Source organism: Klebsiella sp. P1CD1 (genome assembly GCF_003790505.1).
GTDB lineage: Bacteria > Pseudomonadota > Gammaproteobacteria > Enterobacterales > Enterobacteriaceae > Klebsiella > Klebsiella variicola.
Genome location: NZ_CP033631.1, coordinates 3,304,878 through 3,319,296, shown reverse-complemented (window position 1 = coordinate 3,319,296; position 14,419 = coordinate 3,304,878). Strand labels below are relative to the sequence as shown.

Below are 14,419 nucleotides of genomic sequence, written 5' to 3'. Positions count from 1 at the left end.
TTACTGGCCAACAGTTTGATAGTGGAGCTCCGCCTGGCGGCGCAGATACTCAAGACCAGGGGCGATCGCCATTGCCCATGCAGTGAGGATCTCTTCATCGCACAGTGGATCGCTGGCGCGGACGGTTTTGAGCATCGCTTCCCGCCAGAGGGCAAAAAACCGCGGCGGTAGACGCAGGCCTTCCTCGCTCTGCTCGCGTGCCAGCCGTTCCAGAAAATCGGGTACGAAGAGGTCGCCGTTGACCGCCAGCATGGCGAAAAAGCTTTTAAAGATCATCTGCTGGCCTTCCTCGCCCGGGCGTCGTGAGAAGTGCTGCTCCGTCTCGGGCGACATATGGATAAAGGTGCTGTAGAAGGCCTGAAAAAAGCGCTTTTTATCGTGCTCCGGTACGACGCGATTCAGGCTGGCTTCAAAAAGATCGCGATAAAACTTCATGGTGCGTTCCTCATGACCCGTTCGCCCGGCAGGCAGCGGCGGGGCGGGTTAAATTCGTCCGTCGCGCGGTGGGCAAAGTAGCTGTTGTCATCCGCGAGGCCGTTTTTGAACAACGGCCCGGCGTTGTGTTTGTAAAACAGCGCCTCCAGCACCATAGCGTTAGTGGAGAGGGTGAGGGTGGCGTTGACGTCGCCGGTGGCCTCGACCCGTCCTTCAAACCAGCCGCGCTGCGAGTCGTTAAGATGGGTAGTGACCGCCATCAGCGCATCGGTATACTCGGTTTCCCACAGCGTCCACAAGACAAAGACCGCTTTGGTGGTCACCTGCGCCAGCCGGGGGTAGTACTTCCCGTCGTCCCCGAGCGTATTCCAGGCGTAGCCATTCCCCCAGACGGTGTCTTCCACGTGCCAGGGCGCCTGGGTAAGCGAAAAATCGGCCCGGGCGGTTAGCACTTTATCCTGTGTCCAGCGCGTTTTCTGGCTGAGCCATATCCCTTCCGCCCGTTCGCGCATGGCTTTTTGTACCTCTTCCGGTACGCCGGGCGGCTGCCAGCCGAACTCCAGTCCCGGTAGCATGGCGGGCAGAGTGGAGAGCACCACGGGTTGCCAGGTGGTTCGCGGGTCGCGGTCGTCAACGGCGAGGCGACGCTGATACATAATCACATTCCGCGCCGGGGGAGAGAAGGCCTTGCCGGCCGGGAATCCCCACAGGCGAAACGCGCTGGCGGCGTATTCACTGTCTCCCAGCCGAAGCTCCTCGCGGATCGTCCGCTGGCCGTTCTGCAGTGAGGCGGACCACAGCTCTCCGTCTTTATCGATCACCGGACAGAAGTTCCAGCGCAGGATAATTTTATCAATGTACTCGCCGTACTGCGGCGCGCGTTCGGCGGTGAGCCGCAGGGCGAGCATGAGTCGGGCCATATCTTTTGCTGACCAGCCGCTGGCCGCCGGTTTGCCGCTGAAGTCGACAGGGGTCGCCGTCTGAGTGGAGTATAGCCTGCCCGGCGAACCGCCGTCGGTCAGCGTCAGGCGATTGAGGGTGCCGAGCAGGGGCGTCAGGCGGGCGTCGAATTCCGCTTCCTTTACCAACCCCAGCTCTCTGGCGGCGAGCAGGGCGATAAGGGTGTCGCCCATCTGCCACAGCGTCGCGCGCGGCTGTTTGTCGCTGCCGTTGACCAGGCCGGTTTGCGGCTGGGTATTGTTCTCGACGTACCGCCAGGCGATCTGCGCCCACGTCCGCTCCTGCGGCGTCAGGCTGCTGATACGGGCGGTGGTGTGCCAGCCGCCTTTGGTCAGCCAGCGCCACCCCGCGCCTTCGCGACTGAACAGCGCCAGGGCGATAAGCAGCAGGAGGATGGCGACGGTCAGCCAGCGAGCTAGGGTTTTAAGCATTGCGCGGTCACCGGCGGAAGTTTAACGGGCTCGTCAGCCTTGCAGGCGGCGCACTGGCAGGCCTGGCAGGCGGGTTGGGTGCGCTGCGTGGTTCCGGTCTGTTCGCACCATGTCTTGACGGCAGGGGTATTGCTCAGGAAGGGGCGGTTGCGCGGGCCGTTATTGGGCTCAAAGAGATCCACCAGCTTTTTGTCCCACAGCGACGGCGCGAAATCGCGGTTTTTCGGATTGTCGCTGGAAAACTGCAGCAGTTTGCCTTCTTTTTTAAACAGCAGCGCTTCCAGCATGATGCCGTTATTGTTGGCGGTGAACTCATTGATTGGCCCGTCGCCGTTTTCATACAGTCCCTCGTAATAGCCTTTTCCCGCTTCGTTCGCATTTTCAATGGCGTCCAGCAAACGATCGGTATAGGGCGAGTTCCACAGCACCCACATCCCCATCGCCGCTTTGAGCGACACCGCGGCGCTGTTCGGTACGAACTGGCCTTTGTCGGTTATGGTGTTCCAGTTAAAACCGTCGCTGAACACGGTGTCATAGACAAAGTACGGGGATTTATCGAGCTGATGCTCGGAGCGAGCGGTGAGGATCCCAGTGATGGCGTAGCGATTCTCCTGGGCCTGGTAGACCCGGTCGGCAAAGTTTTTCATCCATGGATGGGAGTACTCGCGCGGGCTATCGTTCCGGTCAGCAGGATTATCAAAGCCAAACTCCATGCCATACAGCACGTAAGATTCACTGACCACATAGTTATGCTGGCTGGTTTGCCGCGGGTCGCGAGAATCATAGGGGACCATCACGCAGTAAATTTCCGCCAGCTCATAAGGCTGGGGCCGGCTGGCCTGACAGGTATTAAATCCCCACAGTTGAAAGCCCGCCGCGCCGTACTCCTCGTAGCCGAGGCGTCCTTCCTGAACGTATTTGGGCTGGCCGTTTTCCAGATAAGCCCCATACAGCGTGCCGCAGGGGTCGACCACATGGCTGAAATCCCACCCCAGCACCACGTTATCGATGCTGTTGCTGTATTCCGGATAGCGCTCCTTGATCACCTTCAGCCAGACCAGCATTCTGCCGATATCCAGCGCCGAATAGCCGATTTCACCCGGTTTATTCTGGTAGTTCACCTTTTGTCCGCTCACGGTGTTATAGGCTTTGTTAGGTAATTCGTTACGGAATAAATCGAGCTTATTCAGCGTGGCGAGAAACTTCAGCATCCGACGGTCGAACTCCGCCTTGTCAATAATTCCCAGCTCACGGGCCGCGGTCATGGCGGCCAGATAGGAGGCGCTGTCCCACATGGTGGTCGAGGGGTATTTGTTTACCGCATTGACCAGCCCGGTGGTGGGCTGAAAGTTGGCGACGAAATATTGCCAGGCATTTCTGGCGATAGTCATCTCCCTCGGCGTCAGCTCCCCGCTACGCGGGGCGTATTCCGCAGCCGGCAGACCGGTCGCGGCCTGCGCGCCGGAGAGTGAGAGCCACAGCGCCATGAGTCCGGCCAGCAGGGGAAAACGGGAAAAATAGGTCAGCTTCATGGCGTTGCTCCTGCTGAGGACGAGGGTAGAGGGGCAGGGCTCAGGCAGGCCAGACACAGCATCTGCCCCCGGGAAATGTAGGCCAGGCTTTCCAGCACGATCGCGTTGGTATCGCCGTCAACAACGTCGTTGACGCTGCGGTTGAGATTTAACCCACGCTGCCAGCCCTTGCCCGGGACCTGCAGCGTCTGGACCTGCTGGCGCAGCGCTTCGCTCCAGCTATTGCGGAACAGGGCGTACCAGGCAAAGGCGGTGCGGGTAGAGGTGATCGCCGTTTGCTCCGGGGTGGCACTGCGCGGGGCGAAGGCGCTCTGCGGCTGCCGGTCCGCCAGCGCGCTGGCATAATCCGGCGCGGGCTCGGCGTAGTCGGTGCTGATCGGCGGCTTGCTGACCCTCAGGCTATGACGGCGCTGCTGGATTTGCATGATGCGCCAAGCGATCTCCGCACTCTGCGCGTCAAAGCCCAGCTCAAGCCCGGTGAGCAGGTACGGCAGGCTGATCAGCGAAGGTTGCCGCCCCCACGGCGTGCGCAGCCCCTCGTCGGGCACCATGATGCCGTCGATGTCGATCATCTGCTGCCCCTGCGGCGGGTTGGTCACCGCCAGCCCCGCGGCGCTGTCGATCAGCCGCAGCGTATGGCTGGCATACAGCCGGTAGCCAAAGCTGTCCCGCGGTTCATCCGCCGCCAGCGCCCAGTGGTGCAGCGGCGCCGCGGCCTGGCTGGCAAGGCTGTTGCTGATGAGCGCGCCGACCCGCCACTGATTAAACAGATCCCGCACCGCGGCGGCGTGCTGAGGATAGCGCCAGAGCAGCGTTTGCAGGGCGGTGAGCAGGCGTCCCATACCGATGGCGGAGGAGTCCGGGTTGCCGAGGATCTGCAGCGTGTCGGCATGGTACTGAGCGGCGGGCAATCCCTGGGCGTTGAGGGGCAGTTGACCGAGCGTAAACAGGGCGGCGGCAATGCGCTCATCGCCTTCGGCGGCGGTCACAATATGCAGCTGCTCTGCGGCGACCACGGCGAAAAGATAGCTGCCGACGCTCCACAGGCTAAGCCAGGGTTCGTCATCGTGCGCATTGGCCAGACCGTTTGGCTGAGTATTATTCACATAATACTGCCAGGCCACTCGCGCCCAGATCGCCTCGTCAAAGGTCAGCTCGCGCGGGGCAGGGAGCGGCGGAAAATCCTGGCTCAACGTCATCCCACCGCTGCTCTCGACGCGCGCAGGCATTTGTTTTTCCACCCATACGACAATCGCAAAACCCAGCAGGAAGCCAATGAGGATGGTGAGATAGCTGCGGGCGGAGAGCAGGGCGTCGCGGATCCTCATCGGCTCGCCTCCTGCTCTTCGGGGGGCGTCCACATGGCGGCGAAAATCAACGGCAGCATGGCGGCAATATTCACCGCGCCCCAGAAAATGTTGATGACGTACCCGGAGGGGTCGTCAACCTCACCGCGCGCCACCTGAATGCCGCCCCATATCAGCCCTGTCAGGGTGAGCAAAACGATGGCAATTTGCGGCTTGACGAGATAGAGAAAACGGCCCGTCTGTCGCTCTTTCGGCGTAACGTGAAATTTGATCTGCTCCCCGCGCAAAACGGTGTCCAGCGCCCGCAGATTCATCGAGAAAAAGGAGAGGTAAGAGGCCCGGCCGTCCCAGGCAGAAATGCCCCAGGTGCCGAACATAAAGGCCAGTTCGGAGGCAATAAAAAAGGGTAAAAAGTGCAGATAGAAAGGGGTAGACCACGCCGACACTGGGGGAATGCCGGTGAAGAGATAGATAACAGGCGAGATCAGGAACACGGTGTTCCACACGCAGGCCAGATAGGACCAGAAGGTGGTCGCGTACATCAGCGTTTGCGGCAGCGAGAGTTTAAAGCGGCGTCGGCTGAAGATGTTGTCATGGAACAGGATATCCAGCGATCCGGCGGCATACTTAAAGCGCTGGATCATCCACGTCAGCATATCCTGCGGAGAGAGCATTTTGGACTCGATCCGCGGGTGCATTACTGAGCGCCAGCGGCGAGCAGCGTCGCCGTGCAGCAGGATGGAGGTATAAATATCTTCTGAGACGTGGAACTTATAGGGCGTCAGTTCAGTATCAAAGGCCACGTGGGGGCGCATGGCGTCCTGCAGCGCTTCCCGCGTTACCGGGTCGCGAATATCCCGCGTATGACGGTCGATCTCGGCGTCAACGCTCCAGACGTAGCTGCGCAGTGCCGCCTGCATCACCGCTTCCCGTCGGTGAACGGAGGCGGCACCACAGCAGAACGCGGCGTTAGCCCAGTTACGGCGCCGTAAAATCACGTCGTAAAACATGCGCGGATCGTTGAAAAACGGATCGCGACCGATGGTCATCGGACCGACGATTTTCTGCGCCAGCCAGCCCACCCCGTAGCCTGCGCCGCCAGCTTTACGCCGCAGCCAGCATGCCAGATCCTCCCCCTCAGGGAGATCGAAAAACCACTGCGGGGTCTGCACCCAGGCGACGTCCGGATCGCGAAAGTAGCCGAGCGTGTGGCTCAGCAGGGTTGGGAAAACGCGGGTATCGGCATCACAGATGATCAGAAAGTCGCCATCGGTATGTTCCAGCCCGTTGCGCAGGTTACCGGCTTTATAGCCGATATTACTCTGACGGGTGATGTAGTTCGCCCCCTCCTGCTCGCAGACCGCCTTCATTTCCGGGCGACGCCCGTCGTCAAGGACATGCACCTTATAGTCGAGCGGACCGGGATAGGTCATCTGCATGGCGTCACGGATCGACAGCCTGACCAGTTCCACGTCTTCGGAATAGGTGGCGATAAACAGATCGACTTTAATCGGCCTCGACTCCACCGCTTCATCCGCTCGCAGACAGTCGTTGATCTCCGTCGGGGGGACGCCTGGCGGAGGATCTTTTTCCTGCCATAAATTAATGGTGAACAGAACTGTGCCAATCCACGCCAGGGTTTCCGCCAGCACCAGAGGGATTGCATACCACAGTGCGTCAGTGTTTAAGGACGCGGTCCAGCGCCAGTAAATATAATTGGCACCAAGAACCAGGGCGGCCACAGCGAATACCTGCCAGATCATTCTTACCCAGCTCGGAGTGCTGAGCGGCTCAGGCGGTCGACGATGTTCAAAACGGGAAAAATAAAAATCCATAGCAAGGATATCCTGATTCCGCGCTGAGTTTGAGTGACAGGTCTGTTATCGACCTGGTGCATTCAGCAGGACGCATTATGGCAGGTAAATAACAGTAAAATGAGTGTAGATGGCGGCGTAAAAATTTCAACAGCGTGAATTGAGAAGTGCCTGGATAGCTTAACATAGTGTGATGCATGCAGGGGGAATTTATAAAAAGGGCATTGCAAGATAGCGCATTCTACACTATCTAAATAATTTGTAATAAATGTTGCAGGGTAGACGACAGGATCCTCCATGAGCCAGGTTGCCTCAGCGATTTCGCAAAAAGAAACTGATAAATCAATAGCCTGGCGTTATTCTCTGGCGGGTGAACGCGACCTGCGTATCGACTTTATGCGCGGCATTGCTCTCGTTATGATGGTGGTGGCGCATACGGAAGTGATGTCGATATTTAATATTTTCAGCTGGGAGCGTTTTGGTTTGACCACTGGCGCCGAGGGTTTTGTGATCCTGTCGGGCTTTATGTTAGGGATGCTAAATCGTGTCAGATTACAAAAAGCTGTATTACTGACGGTGGGCTGGGGACTTTATCTGCGCGCATGGAAAATATATCAGGTTAATATTATTATTATTGTCTCTTTTCTTTTGCTGAGATATTTTCCGTTTATTAATGCCTTTGAAGTCACTCACTTTACCGATCGTTTTTCCGGGACCAGCTGGTCGCTCTATCCACTCACCCCGCAAATAAAAGAGACGTGGTTTAACATTATCCTCTATCTGCAGATTGGCCCACACCAAACGCAGATCCTCGGTCTCTATATTTTTCTGTTGTTACTCAGCCCGTTGTTTCTGGGAATGCTGCAAAAGGGTCACGTCTACCCCTTACTGGGCGTCTCGCTGCTGATCTACGGCTGCTGGCAACGCTGGCCGGTACGGGTGACGCCCTGCGAATTTGAATTCGCCTTTCCCCTGCTGGCCTGGCAATTTATCTTTGTGCTGGGAATGTGCTGCGGCTGGTACAAAGCGGAACTGATCTCTTTCGCCCGCACGCCACCCGGCAAAGTCGCCGTCGCGGCGCTGGTGTTCATCGCGCTTATCCTTGCGTTTGTCGCCCAGAACCATACCAATCCTTTTATGCCGCCCGCGCTGCTGATGCACGTGATCCCTCCGGCGGAGTTTAACGCCTTTTATCATACCTGGGCGGCGAAAAACGGCCTCGGGCCGGTACGGATCCTCAATGATATCAGTCTGATGGTCACTATTTATCTGTTATTGACCTGGTGTTGGCGTCCCCTGAACTGGCTGGCTGGCTGGTTCCTGATCCCGCTCGGGCAGCGTTCGCTCTACACCTTCATTTTGCATGTTTATATCGTGCTCGCCGTAAGCCAGTTGGTCACCTTCGATCTGTGGCACCAGGCGTGGATAGTGAACACCTTGATCCATGCCGCCGCGCTGGGTGTACTGTGGCTGATGGCCAAATACCGCGTCGCCGCACGCTGGATACCTAACTAAGGAAGGGCAAATGCGGGAGAAGTATATGCTGGCCTGCGCGCTATGGTGCGCCATCGCAGGTGCGGAAGGAGCAGAGAAGAACGACGCACAACCGCTGCGTGATAAAAATGGTGAACCGGTGCAGGCCGGCGTGTTTACCAGCCGCTGGGGACGGCTTTTTTCCGGGAATGACAAGGTGTTTTCGGGAGCGCTGAGCTTTAGTTCGGGTTTAAAAGAGCAGTGGATGACCGTCCCCAACAGCTCAGACAGCGCAGAACAGAAGAAAAAATATAATCAGACGCTGAACCTCAGCCTGCAATACTCGCCTTACAGCTTCTGGTTCGCCAACGTGACATCCCGTTTACCGGTGACTGATACCAGCCGCTATACCGCCGATTTTCGCTATAGTTTTGGCTACGACGACTGGCATGCCAATACCGTCAGCCTGGTTTACAGTAACTATGGCGATAACCACTTCTGGACCTCAGGCAGCAAGCGTCACACCTATTTTGAGCAGGGAGCCATCACTCTGGCATATAAATTTTCCCTGCCGAAGCCCATGGAGAATACGCTGCTGATCAACAAAGGCGACGCCATCATGTGCCAGGTGGGCTACAGTTGGGTGCCGCGTTATTACGATCTGGAGAGTGACGATATACGCAAAAACAAAAACGTACTGCTCGGGGGGTGCGGATATACCTTTAAGCAACATTTCTTTATCCGTGCGACAGCGTTCTGGTACCCCGACAGCAGCCAGCAGCAACCGTGGAATGGCGACTACAGCTACAGCTTCGGTTACGCGGGCTATACGCCAGGATCGTTCTCTGTGCAGTATGCCAACTATGCCGGTACCCGCTATCCGGGGCACGACAGCGGCAGCGGCAAGTTTCGTGAAGGCACGATCAGCCTTATCTGGTTCTTGCCGATTTAGGAGGCGCGATGTCGGCACAGCACGTCCTGATTGTTGAAGATTCGCTGGTTTATCGTCGGCTCTTGAGCCGAATGTTGACGCAGTGGGGCTATATCGTCAGTGAGGCGGAAAACGGCGTCGCCGCGCTGGCGATCCTCGAAAACCAGCCCGTCAGCCTGGTGATTAGCGACTGGGAAATGCCGGAGATGAATGGCCTGACGCTGTGCCGGGAAGTTCGCCGTCGCCAGTTTGGTCACTACGTTTATCTGATATTGCTCACCGCTCGCGAAAATCCGGGCGATTTAACGCAAGGGTTTGCGGCAGGGGCCGATGATTTTCTCAGTAAGCCGGTGGAGCAGAGTGAACTGCGGGCGCGACTGCACGCCGGGGCGCGGATCCTCTCCCTTGAAGCCGACCTCGCCGCGCGCAATACGCGGCTAAGTGAAGCGCTGCGGCAGATTGAACAGGATCTGGAGCTGGCGGCGCGCATTCAGCAGTCGGTTCTCCCGGCTCATCAGCTGTGCTATCAGGGTTTTTTCTCCGACTGGATTTTCCTGCCGTCGGCCTGGGTATCGGGGGATATTTTTAATGTTTTCCCGCTGGGGGAGCATCTCGGATTTTACTGCGTGGATGTCTCCGGGCACGGCGTGGGGGCGGCGATGATGTCGCTTGCCGTCGCCCGCCAGTTTCTACATGGCAGGGCGGTTGAGCGTTTTCTTTTCTCTGCTGATAACCAGCCGGCATCACCTGCCGAGGTAGTGCAGATCCTGAATGGTCGTTTTTGTAGCGACGAGGCAGAGATTGTCAGCTATTTCACCCTGATCTATGGCGTCATCGACCTCACAACCGGTGAGGGGAAACTGTGTCAGGCCGGGCATCCCACGCCGTTTATCGTCACCGTTGATGGAAGTGTGCGCTCGGCCGGTAGCGGTGGGGCGCCGGTGGGGTTGATAAACCATCTCTCATGGGCAGATGTCAGTTTCTCGCTGGCGCCAGGAGAGCGGCTTTGCCTGTTCAGCGACGGTATCACCGAATGTGAAAACCGGAGCGGTGAACAGTTTGGCGAAGCGCGTTTACAAGCGTGGCTGCAGGACAGTGTGACGCAGCCGCTGCCCGCGCTGCTGCCGCGGTTTGCCCGGCACTTGATCCACTGGCGCAATGGCGACGCGCAGGAGACCCAGGCGATGGCCGATGATGTTTCACTCTTGATTATTGAACGTACAGGGGACAGTGATGAAAATTGAAACCGAACGGCAGGCCTCGGTGACGATCCTGACGCCGGCGGTGCGTCGGCTGGATGCTTCCGTCGCAGTAGCCTTTAAATCGGCAATCGCCCAGGAGATAGGCGAAGCGCCCGGCGATCTGATTGTTGATTTCAGCGAAATTGATTTTATCGACAGTAGCGGTCTGGGAACCCTGGTTTCTCTGATGAAGATGATGAACGGGAAAGGGGAGATGACGCTGTGCGCGCTGAATCCTGGCATCCGCAATATGTTCACGCTGACCCGTATGGATCGTATTTTCCGCATTTGCGAGGATCGCACCTCGGCACTTGCGCAGTTAAATGAGTGACGTGCCCGTGAATAGCAACATGATGTTTCCTGCCGAACTCACCTCGCTTTCACCGCTGGCGGAGTGGCTTGCCCAGCAAATGGCTTCGCTGCCTGTCGGGGAGGAGTGGCGTTTCGCGCTCGATCTCGCCGCTTGTGAAACGGCAACGAATATTATTCGCTATGCGCTGCATGAGGATCGGGAAAGTCGTTTTGGTGTGGAGTTTAGGGTCGCGGACCGACGGGTGACGCTGCGCTTTACCGACTCGGGGGAAACCTTTCCCGCCGAGCGCCTGGCGCTGGCGCGTGGTAATGAGCATTTCGATGTCGATCCGTTAGCGGAAAGCGGTAGAGGCTTGCGGCTTATTCTGCGTGCGGTGGACTTTTTTGACGTTGAAATGAATGCAGGGAAAAATATTACCACCCTGATAAAAGCGTTGCCTGATCCCGCTGTTAATTATTCAGCCGACAAAAACGGCGGTTGAGAAAAAGACGTCATCCGCCTGGCGGATAACAGGCATGCTTTACCCGCGCATACTTATTGTTGTGCCTGCGCAGTAGACTGCGCGCCCAGATGACGAGGGCGGATAGCATCAAATGTCATCATCGCCGATTTGCAGAAAATGCATTTCGCACCAAAGGGATTTTTTTCCGTCACATCAAACTGGGACGTTCTGTACTGGGAGCCATGGCAGCATGGGCATCTAAAATGGATATGTTCAATCATAATGTAAACCTTGTATGGGTAATGTTCTGTTGAAAAGACAAAGGTCGTTTTCAGGAAAATTAACGCGGCTGATTTTTGTTAGTGGTAAGCCGGGTATTGCGTCAGTCGGAGGGCTTTATTAACGAGCCAACAGGGATCTGACAGAGCCTGTTTACAGAAAAAGCAAAATACTAACGGGACTGCTCAAAGGAAGGTGGTATCAGGGATAACGCCTGGAGATGAGAACGCGTACTTAGATAATAACTTTTCGTCTGGTAAATCGACTTAACGATTAACGCACGAGCCGCAAATAATAGCAAATATTATTTTAGCCTTCCGGATGCCTGCTGCGCCAGGGGAGGCTTCATCAGCGCCGTCACCCAGTCGATAAATACCTGTACCCGGGCAGAGAGCTGCCGATTACTGGGATAGAGTAGGGAGAGCGGCAGCGGCGCAGGGCGAAAATCGGCCAGCACTTCCGTTAACGCGCCCGACGCCAGATCGGCCTCAAGGCGGGGCAAGGGGGCCTGATACAGGCCAAAGCCAAGCCTTGCCGCTTCGGCGCCGACGTCGGCATCGGAGGTCAGCAGCCGACAGGGCAAACTGACCTCGCTCTGGCGGCCATCCTGGGTAAAGCTCAGCGGCAAGGTACGTTGCGTGCGCGATGAAACAAACCCGATCATCACGTGGCCCGTCAGTCCTTCAATCGTATGCGGGGTACCGTACCGGACGAGGTAGGCCGGACTGGCGCAGGTGATTTCCTGCAGCCTGGCGAGCGGCCGGCAAATCATCTCGCTGTCGGGGAGATGGCCGCCGCGAATGACGCAGTCGACCCCTTCGCGAACCAGATCGACGTCGCGCTCGCTTTCACCGATCTGCAGCGTCATGGCAGGATAGCGGGCGAGAAACTGTGGCAGCGCGGGCAGCAGCAGGGTTCGCGCCAGATTGCCCGCCACGTCCACGCGGATAATACCGGCAATGCTCCCCCCGGCGCTGCGGTTGGCCTCCTCAAGGGCCGCCAGAATAGCCACGCAGCGCTGATAATACAGCGAGCCCTCCGCCGTCGGTCGTACGTGCCGGGTGGTGCGCTGCAGCAGCCGCGCCCCGAGACTGGCCTCCAGCGCCTTAATGGCCGCGGTCGCCACCGGCCGGGAAAAACCCAGATCCGCGGCGGCGGCGCTGAACGAACCTCGTTCGACGATGCGCACGAACAGGGTCAGGGTATCCAGTTTATCCATGACATTGTTCCAGCTGGCAAAACAATCCTGTCGGGCAATGCGATCTTATCGTCGGCATGCAGAAGCCTATAATCGCTCATGTTTTCAGCAGAGAGAAAAGGGGGAAACATGAACAATAGCGCAAAAATTGCCCTGGTGACAGGCGGCAGCCGCGGCCTGGGGCGCGCGACCGTTGAAGCGCTGGCTCAGCGCGGCGTGAATGTGGTATTGACCTACAACGCGCATTTTGCCGAGGCGAACGAGGTGGTCGCACGGGTTGAAGCTCAGGGTTCGCGGGCGATTGCGTTGCCCTTCAGCGCCGGCGAAACCGACACCTTTGACGCGTTTGTTAGCGCCTTTCAGGAGGCGCTGACGGAGCTAGGGGCCGATCGGTTTCATTACCTGGTCAATAATGCCGGCAATGCCAGCGGCATGGGTTTTCTTAACGCCACGGAAGCGGAATTCGATGCGCTGTATCGTATCCACGTGAAGGGCGTTTTTTTCCTCAGCCAAAAACTATTGCCGCTGCTGGCCGATGGCGGGCGAATAGTGAATGTCTCGTCCGGGCTAACCCGTATCGTGATGGCGAACCGGGCGCCCTATGCGATCATGAAGTCCGCGGTGGAAACCCTGACCCGCTATATGGCGTTTGAGCTGGGCAGTCGCGGAATTACGGTGAACTGCGTGGCGCCCGGCGCCATCGCCACCGATTTCAGCGGCGGGGTGGTGCGGGATAACCCGCAGGTCGCTCAGGCGGTGGCGAACATGACGGCGCTGGGTCGACCGGGGGGGCCAGAGGATATCGGGCCGATGATCGCCTCGCTGTTATCCGATGATCATCGCTGGGTTAATGCCCAGCGCATTGAAGTTTCCGGGGGAATGCGCATCTGAAGCGAGGGGACTATCCGGCCAACGTTTTGCTGAGTTGAGTCAGGTTAAGCTGCTGCGGGAACGGCTGATCAAACACCGCCGTGCCGGTGGGAAGGAGAGCACCAGCGCGGCGATGGCCAATTCCCTTCGCCAGAGAAAACGCTTTCTCTACAGGCCGTTATTCCGCCAGCAGGGCGGCGAATTTCGCCAGCCACTGCGGGTGGGCCGGCCAGGCGGGGGCGGTAACCAGGTTACCGTCCACATGCGCCTGATCGATACCAATATCCGCATAGTGCCCACCGCTCAGGCGCACTTCCGGGGCACAGGCGGGATAAGCGCTGCAAGTGCGGCCCTGGAGAATACCAGCGGCGGCCAGCAACTGTGGGCCATGGCAGACGGCGGCGATAGGTTTACGCGCGGCGTCGAATGCCTGTACCAGTTTAATAACCTCCTCGTTCAGGCGCAGATACTCCGGCGCCCGGCCACCGGGGATCACTAGCGCGTCATAGTCCTCGGCCTTCACCGCGGCAAAATTGGCGTTCAGGGTGAAGCGGTGCCCCGGCTTTTCGCTATAAGTCTGGGCGCCGTCAAAGTCATGGATCGCGGTCATGACATAGTCGCCAGCGGCTTTATCCGGGCAGACGGCATCGACCTGGTGGCCAATCATCTGCAGTGCCTGAAAAGGGACCATCGTTTCGTAATCTTCGGCATAATCGCCGACCAGCATCAGGATCTTCTTGCTCATCATTTTTACTCGTTGTGGAAGAAAGGTGTCTTAGATATAGCCTGGCGATCCGCAGAATGCGACCCCCTCAGGATGCCGAAGACGGTAGCGTGTGCATCTTGCTATCGGGGTCATGTTTTTTCTGGTAGCGACAACTTTTGCCGACATCGCCGTGTGGTCAGTCACCCGGGAAAATAGCCTTTTTCAACTACTGACGGCTGTCTGTGGTGGAAAATATCGCGGGTTCCGCAGGCCTGTGTGCCAGGGCTGTTGACGGTTCAGCGTGGACGAAAACAGGAGAAGTGGCTTAAATGCGTGCCTGATCTGCTAACGATGATATCAATTATCTCATGACAATATTATTCACGGGAATTGTCGCTATCATATTCATTTAATCTATTTTTTTATCGCCTTGATGATATGTGATGTGAACATTCATGTGTTCAATGTTGATTGAAGGTGTTGGCTC

Annotated in this window: 14 protein-coding genes; 6 read left to right on the top strand and 8 right to left on the bottom strand. The window is 57.6% G+C overall.

Annotated features, from left to right (window positions below; translation table 11 throughout):
* The 5 genes from DTA24_RS16565 to DTA24_RS16545 are packed head-to-tail and all read right to left on the bottom strand — an operon-like array spanning nt 1 to nt 6,500.
* Nucleotides 1-435, bottom strand: coding sequence for a globin (locus DTA24_RS16565; RefSeq protein WP_117143473.1), 435 nt, complete (start codon nt 433-435; stop codon nt 1-3).
* Complete coding sequence (locus tag DTA24_RS16560; RefSeq protein ID WP_049009835.1) at nt 432-1,826, bottom strand: DUF3131 domain-containing protein; 1,395 nt, start codon at nt 1,824-1,826, stop codon at nt 432-434. Before DTA24_RS16560 ends, DTA24_RS16565 begins: the two co-directional genes overlap by 4 nt.
* Nucleotides 1,811-3,358 carry a DUF3131 domain-containing protein gene (locus tag DTA24_RS16555; RefSeq protein ID WP_008805206.1) on the bottom strand — a complete coding sequence of 516 codons (1,548 nt, stop codon included), beginning with the start codon at nt 3,356-3,358 and terminating at the stop codon, nt 1,811-1,813. The genes DTA24_RS16560 and DTA24_RS16555 overlap by 16 nt, the downstream gene beginning before the upstream one ends.
* Nucleotides 3,355-4,686 carry a DUF3131 domain-containing protein gene (locus DTA24_RS16550; RefSeq protein ID WP_023297470.1) on the bottom strand — a complete coding sequence of 444 codons (1,332 nt, stop codon included), beginning with the start codon at nt 4,684-4,686 and terminating at the stop codon, nt 3,355-3,357. The genes DTA24_RS16555 and DTA24_RS16550 overlap by 4 nt, the downstream gene beginning before the upstream one ends.
* The gene (locus DTA24_RS16545; protein WP_048964659.1) at nt 4,683-6,500 is read right to left on the bottom strand and encodes a glycosyltransferase; all 1,818 of its coding nucleotides are present in this window, start codon (nt 6,498-6,500) and stop codon (nt 4,683-4,685) included. The genes DTA24_RS16550 and DTA24_RS16545 overlap by 4 nt, the downstream gene beginning before the upstream one ends.
* A 276-nt stretch (nt 6,501-6,776) precedes the next feature.
* On the opposite strand from DTA24_RS16545, the gene opgC reads away from it, so the two are divergent.
* The 5 genes from opgC to DTA24_RS16520 are packed head-to-tail and all read left to right on the top strand — an operon-like array spanning nt 6,777 to nt 10,918.
* Entirely contained in the window at nt 6,777-7,994 is a 1,218-nt protein-coding gene (gene opgC, locus DTA24_RS16540) for an OpgC domain-containing protein (RefSeq protein WP_012541994.1), read from the top strand.
* A gap of 10 nt (nt 7,995-8,004) precedes the next feature.
* Nucleotides 8,005-8,904 (top strand): hypothetical protein, encoded by a 900-nt coding sequence (locus DTA24_RS16535; RefSeq protein ID WP_023297472.1) that lies wholly within the window; start codon nt 8,005-8,007, stop codon nt 8,902-8,904.
* Nucleotides 8,905-8,912: 8 nt separating this feature from the next.
* The gene (locus DTA24_RS16530; RefSeq protein ID WP_023340013.1) at nt 8,913-10,127 is read left to right on the top strand and encodes a PP2C family protein-serine/threonine phosphatase; all 1,215 of its coding nucleotides are present in this window, start codon (nt 8,913-8,915) and stop codon (nt 10,125-10,127) included.
* Entirely contained in the window at nt 10,117-10,455 is a 339-nt protein-coding gene (locus DTA24_RS16525) for an STAS domain-containing protein (RefSeq protein WP_012541991.1), read from the top strand. The genes DTA24_RS16530 and DTA24_RS16525 overlap by 11 nt, the downstream gene beginning before the upstream one ends.
* A complete protein-coding gene (locus DTA24_RS16520; protein ID WP_039103190.1) occupies nt 10,448-10,918 on the top strand; it encodes an ATP-binding protein in 471 nt (156 codons plus the stop codon). The genes DTA24_RS16525 and DTA24_RS16520 overlap by 8 nt, the downstream gene beginning before the upstream one ends.
* Nucleotides 10,919-10,971: 53 nt before the next feature.
* On the opposite strand, the gene DTA24_RS16515 is transcribed toward DTA24_RS16520, so the two are convergent.
* Nucleotides 10,972-11,160: a hypothetical protein gene (locus DTA24_RS16515; protein WP_008805199.1), complete on the bottom strand. Its 189-nt coding sequence runs from the start codon at nt 11,158-11,160 to the stop codon at nt 10,972-10,974.
* Nucleotides 11,161-11,462: 302 nt separating this feature from the next.
* Complete coding sequence (locus tag DTA24_RS16510) at nt 11,463-12,377, bottom strand: LysR family transcriptional regulator (RefSeq protein WP_032735381.1); 915 nt, start codon at nt 12,375-12,377, stop codon at nt 11,463-11,465.
* Between the two features lie 108 nt (nt 12,378-12,485).
* On the opposite strand from DTA24_RS16510, the gene DTA24_RS16505 reads away from it, so the two are divergent.
* Nucleotides 12,486-13,247 (top strand): SDR family NAD(P)-dependent oxidoreductase, encoded by a 762-nt coding sequence (locus DTA24_RS16505; protein WP_123836962.1) that lies wholly within the window; start codon nt 12,486-12,488, stop codon nt 13,245-13,247.
* Nucleotides 13,248-13,404: 157 nt separating this feature from the next.
* Here DTA24_RS16505 and DTA24_RS16500 read toward each other — a convergent pair whose 3' ends face one another.
* Nucleotides 13,405-13,971, bottom strand: a complete 567-nt coding sequence (locus DTA24_RS16500) for a DJ-1/PfpI family protein (RefSeq protein WP_008805196.1) — start codon at nt 13,969-13,971, stop codon at nt 13,405-13,407.
* Nucleotides 13,972-14,419: the final 448 nt, after the last annotated feature.

Bases quoted from the DNA above. Each gene is read 5' to 3' on its own strand.
- DTA24_RS16565 (WP_117143473.1), bottom strand. From the start codon at position 435: ATGAAGTTTTATCGCGATCTTTTTGAAGCCAGCCTGAATCGCGTCGTA.
- opgC (WP_012541994.1), top strand. From the start codon at position 6,777: ATGAGCCAGGTTGCCTCAGCGATTTCGCAAAAAGAAACTGATAAATCA.
- DTA24_RS16530 (WP_023340013.1), top strand. From the start codon at position 8,913: ATGTCGGCACAGCACGTCCTGATTGTTGAAGATTCGCTGGTTTATCGT.
- DTA24_RS16520 (WP_039103190.1), top strand. From the start codon at position 10,448: ATGAGTGACGTGCCCGTGAATAGCAACATGATGTTTCCTGCCGAACTC.
- DTA24_RS16525 (WP_012541991.1), top strand. From the start codon at position 10,117: ATGAAAATTGAAACCGAACGGCAGGCCTCGGTGACGATCCTGACGCCG.
- DTA24_RS16560 (WP_049009835.1), bottom strand. From the start codon at position 1,826: ATGCTTAAAACCCTAGCTCGCTGGCTGACCGTCGCCATCCTCCTGCTG.
- DTA24_RS16545 (WP_048964659.1), bottom strand. From the start codon at position 6,500: ATGGATTTTTATTTTTCCCGTTTTGAACATCGTCGACCGCCTGAGCCG.
- DTA24_RS16555 (WP_008805206.1), bottom strand. From the start codon at position 3,358: ATGAAGCTGACCTATTTTTCCCGTTTTCCCCTGCTGGCCGGACTCATG.
- DTA24_RS16505 (WP_123836962.1), top strand. From the start codon at position 12,486: ATGAACAATAGCGCAAAAATTGCCCTGGTGACAGGCGGCAGCCGCGGC.
- DTA24_RS16510 (WP_032735381.1), bottom strand. From the start codon at position 12,377: ATGGATAAACTGGATACCCTGACCCTGTTCGTGCGCATCGTCGAACGA.
- DTA24_RS16515 (WP_008805199.1), bottom strand. From the start codon at position 11,160: ATGATTGAACATATCCATTTTAGATGCCCATGCTGCCATGGCTCCCAG.
- DTA24_RS16550 (WP_023297470.1), bottom strand. From the start codon at position 4,686: ATGAGGATCCGCGACGCCCTGCTCTCCGCCCGCAGCTATCTCACCATC.
- DTA24_RS16500 (WP_008805196.1), bottom strand. From the start codon at position 13,971: ATGAGCAAGAAGATCCTGATGCTGGTCGGCGATTATGCCGAAGATTAC.
- DTA24_RS16535 (WP_023297472.1), top strand. From the start codon at position 8,005: ATGCGGGAGAAGTATATGCTGGCCTGCGCGCTATGGTGCGCCATCGCA.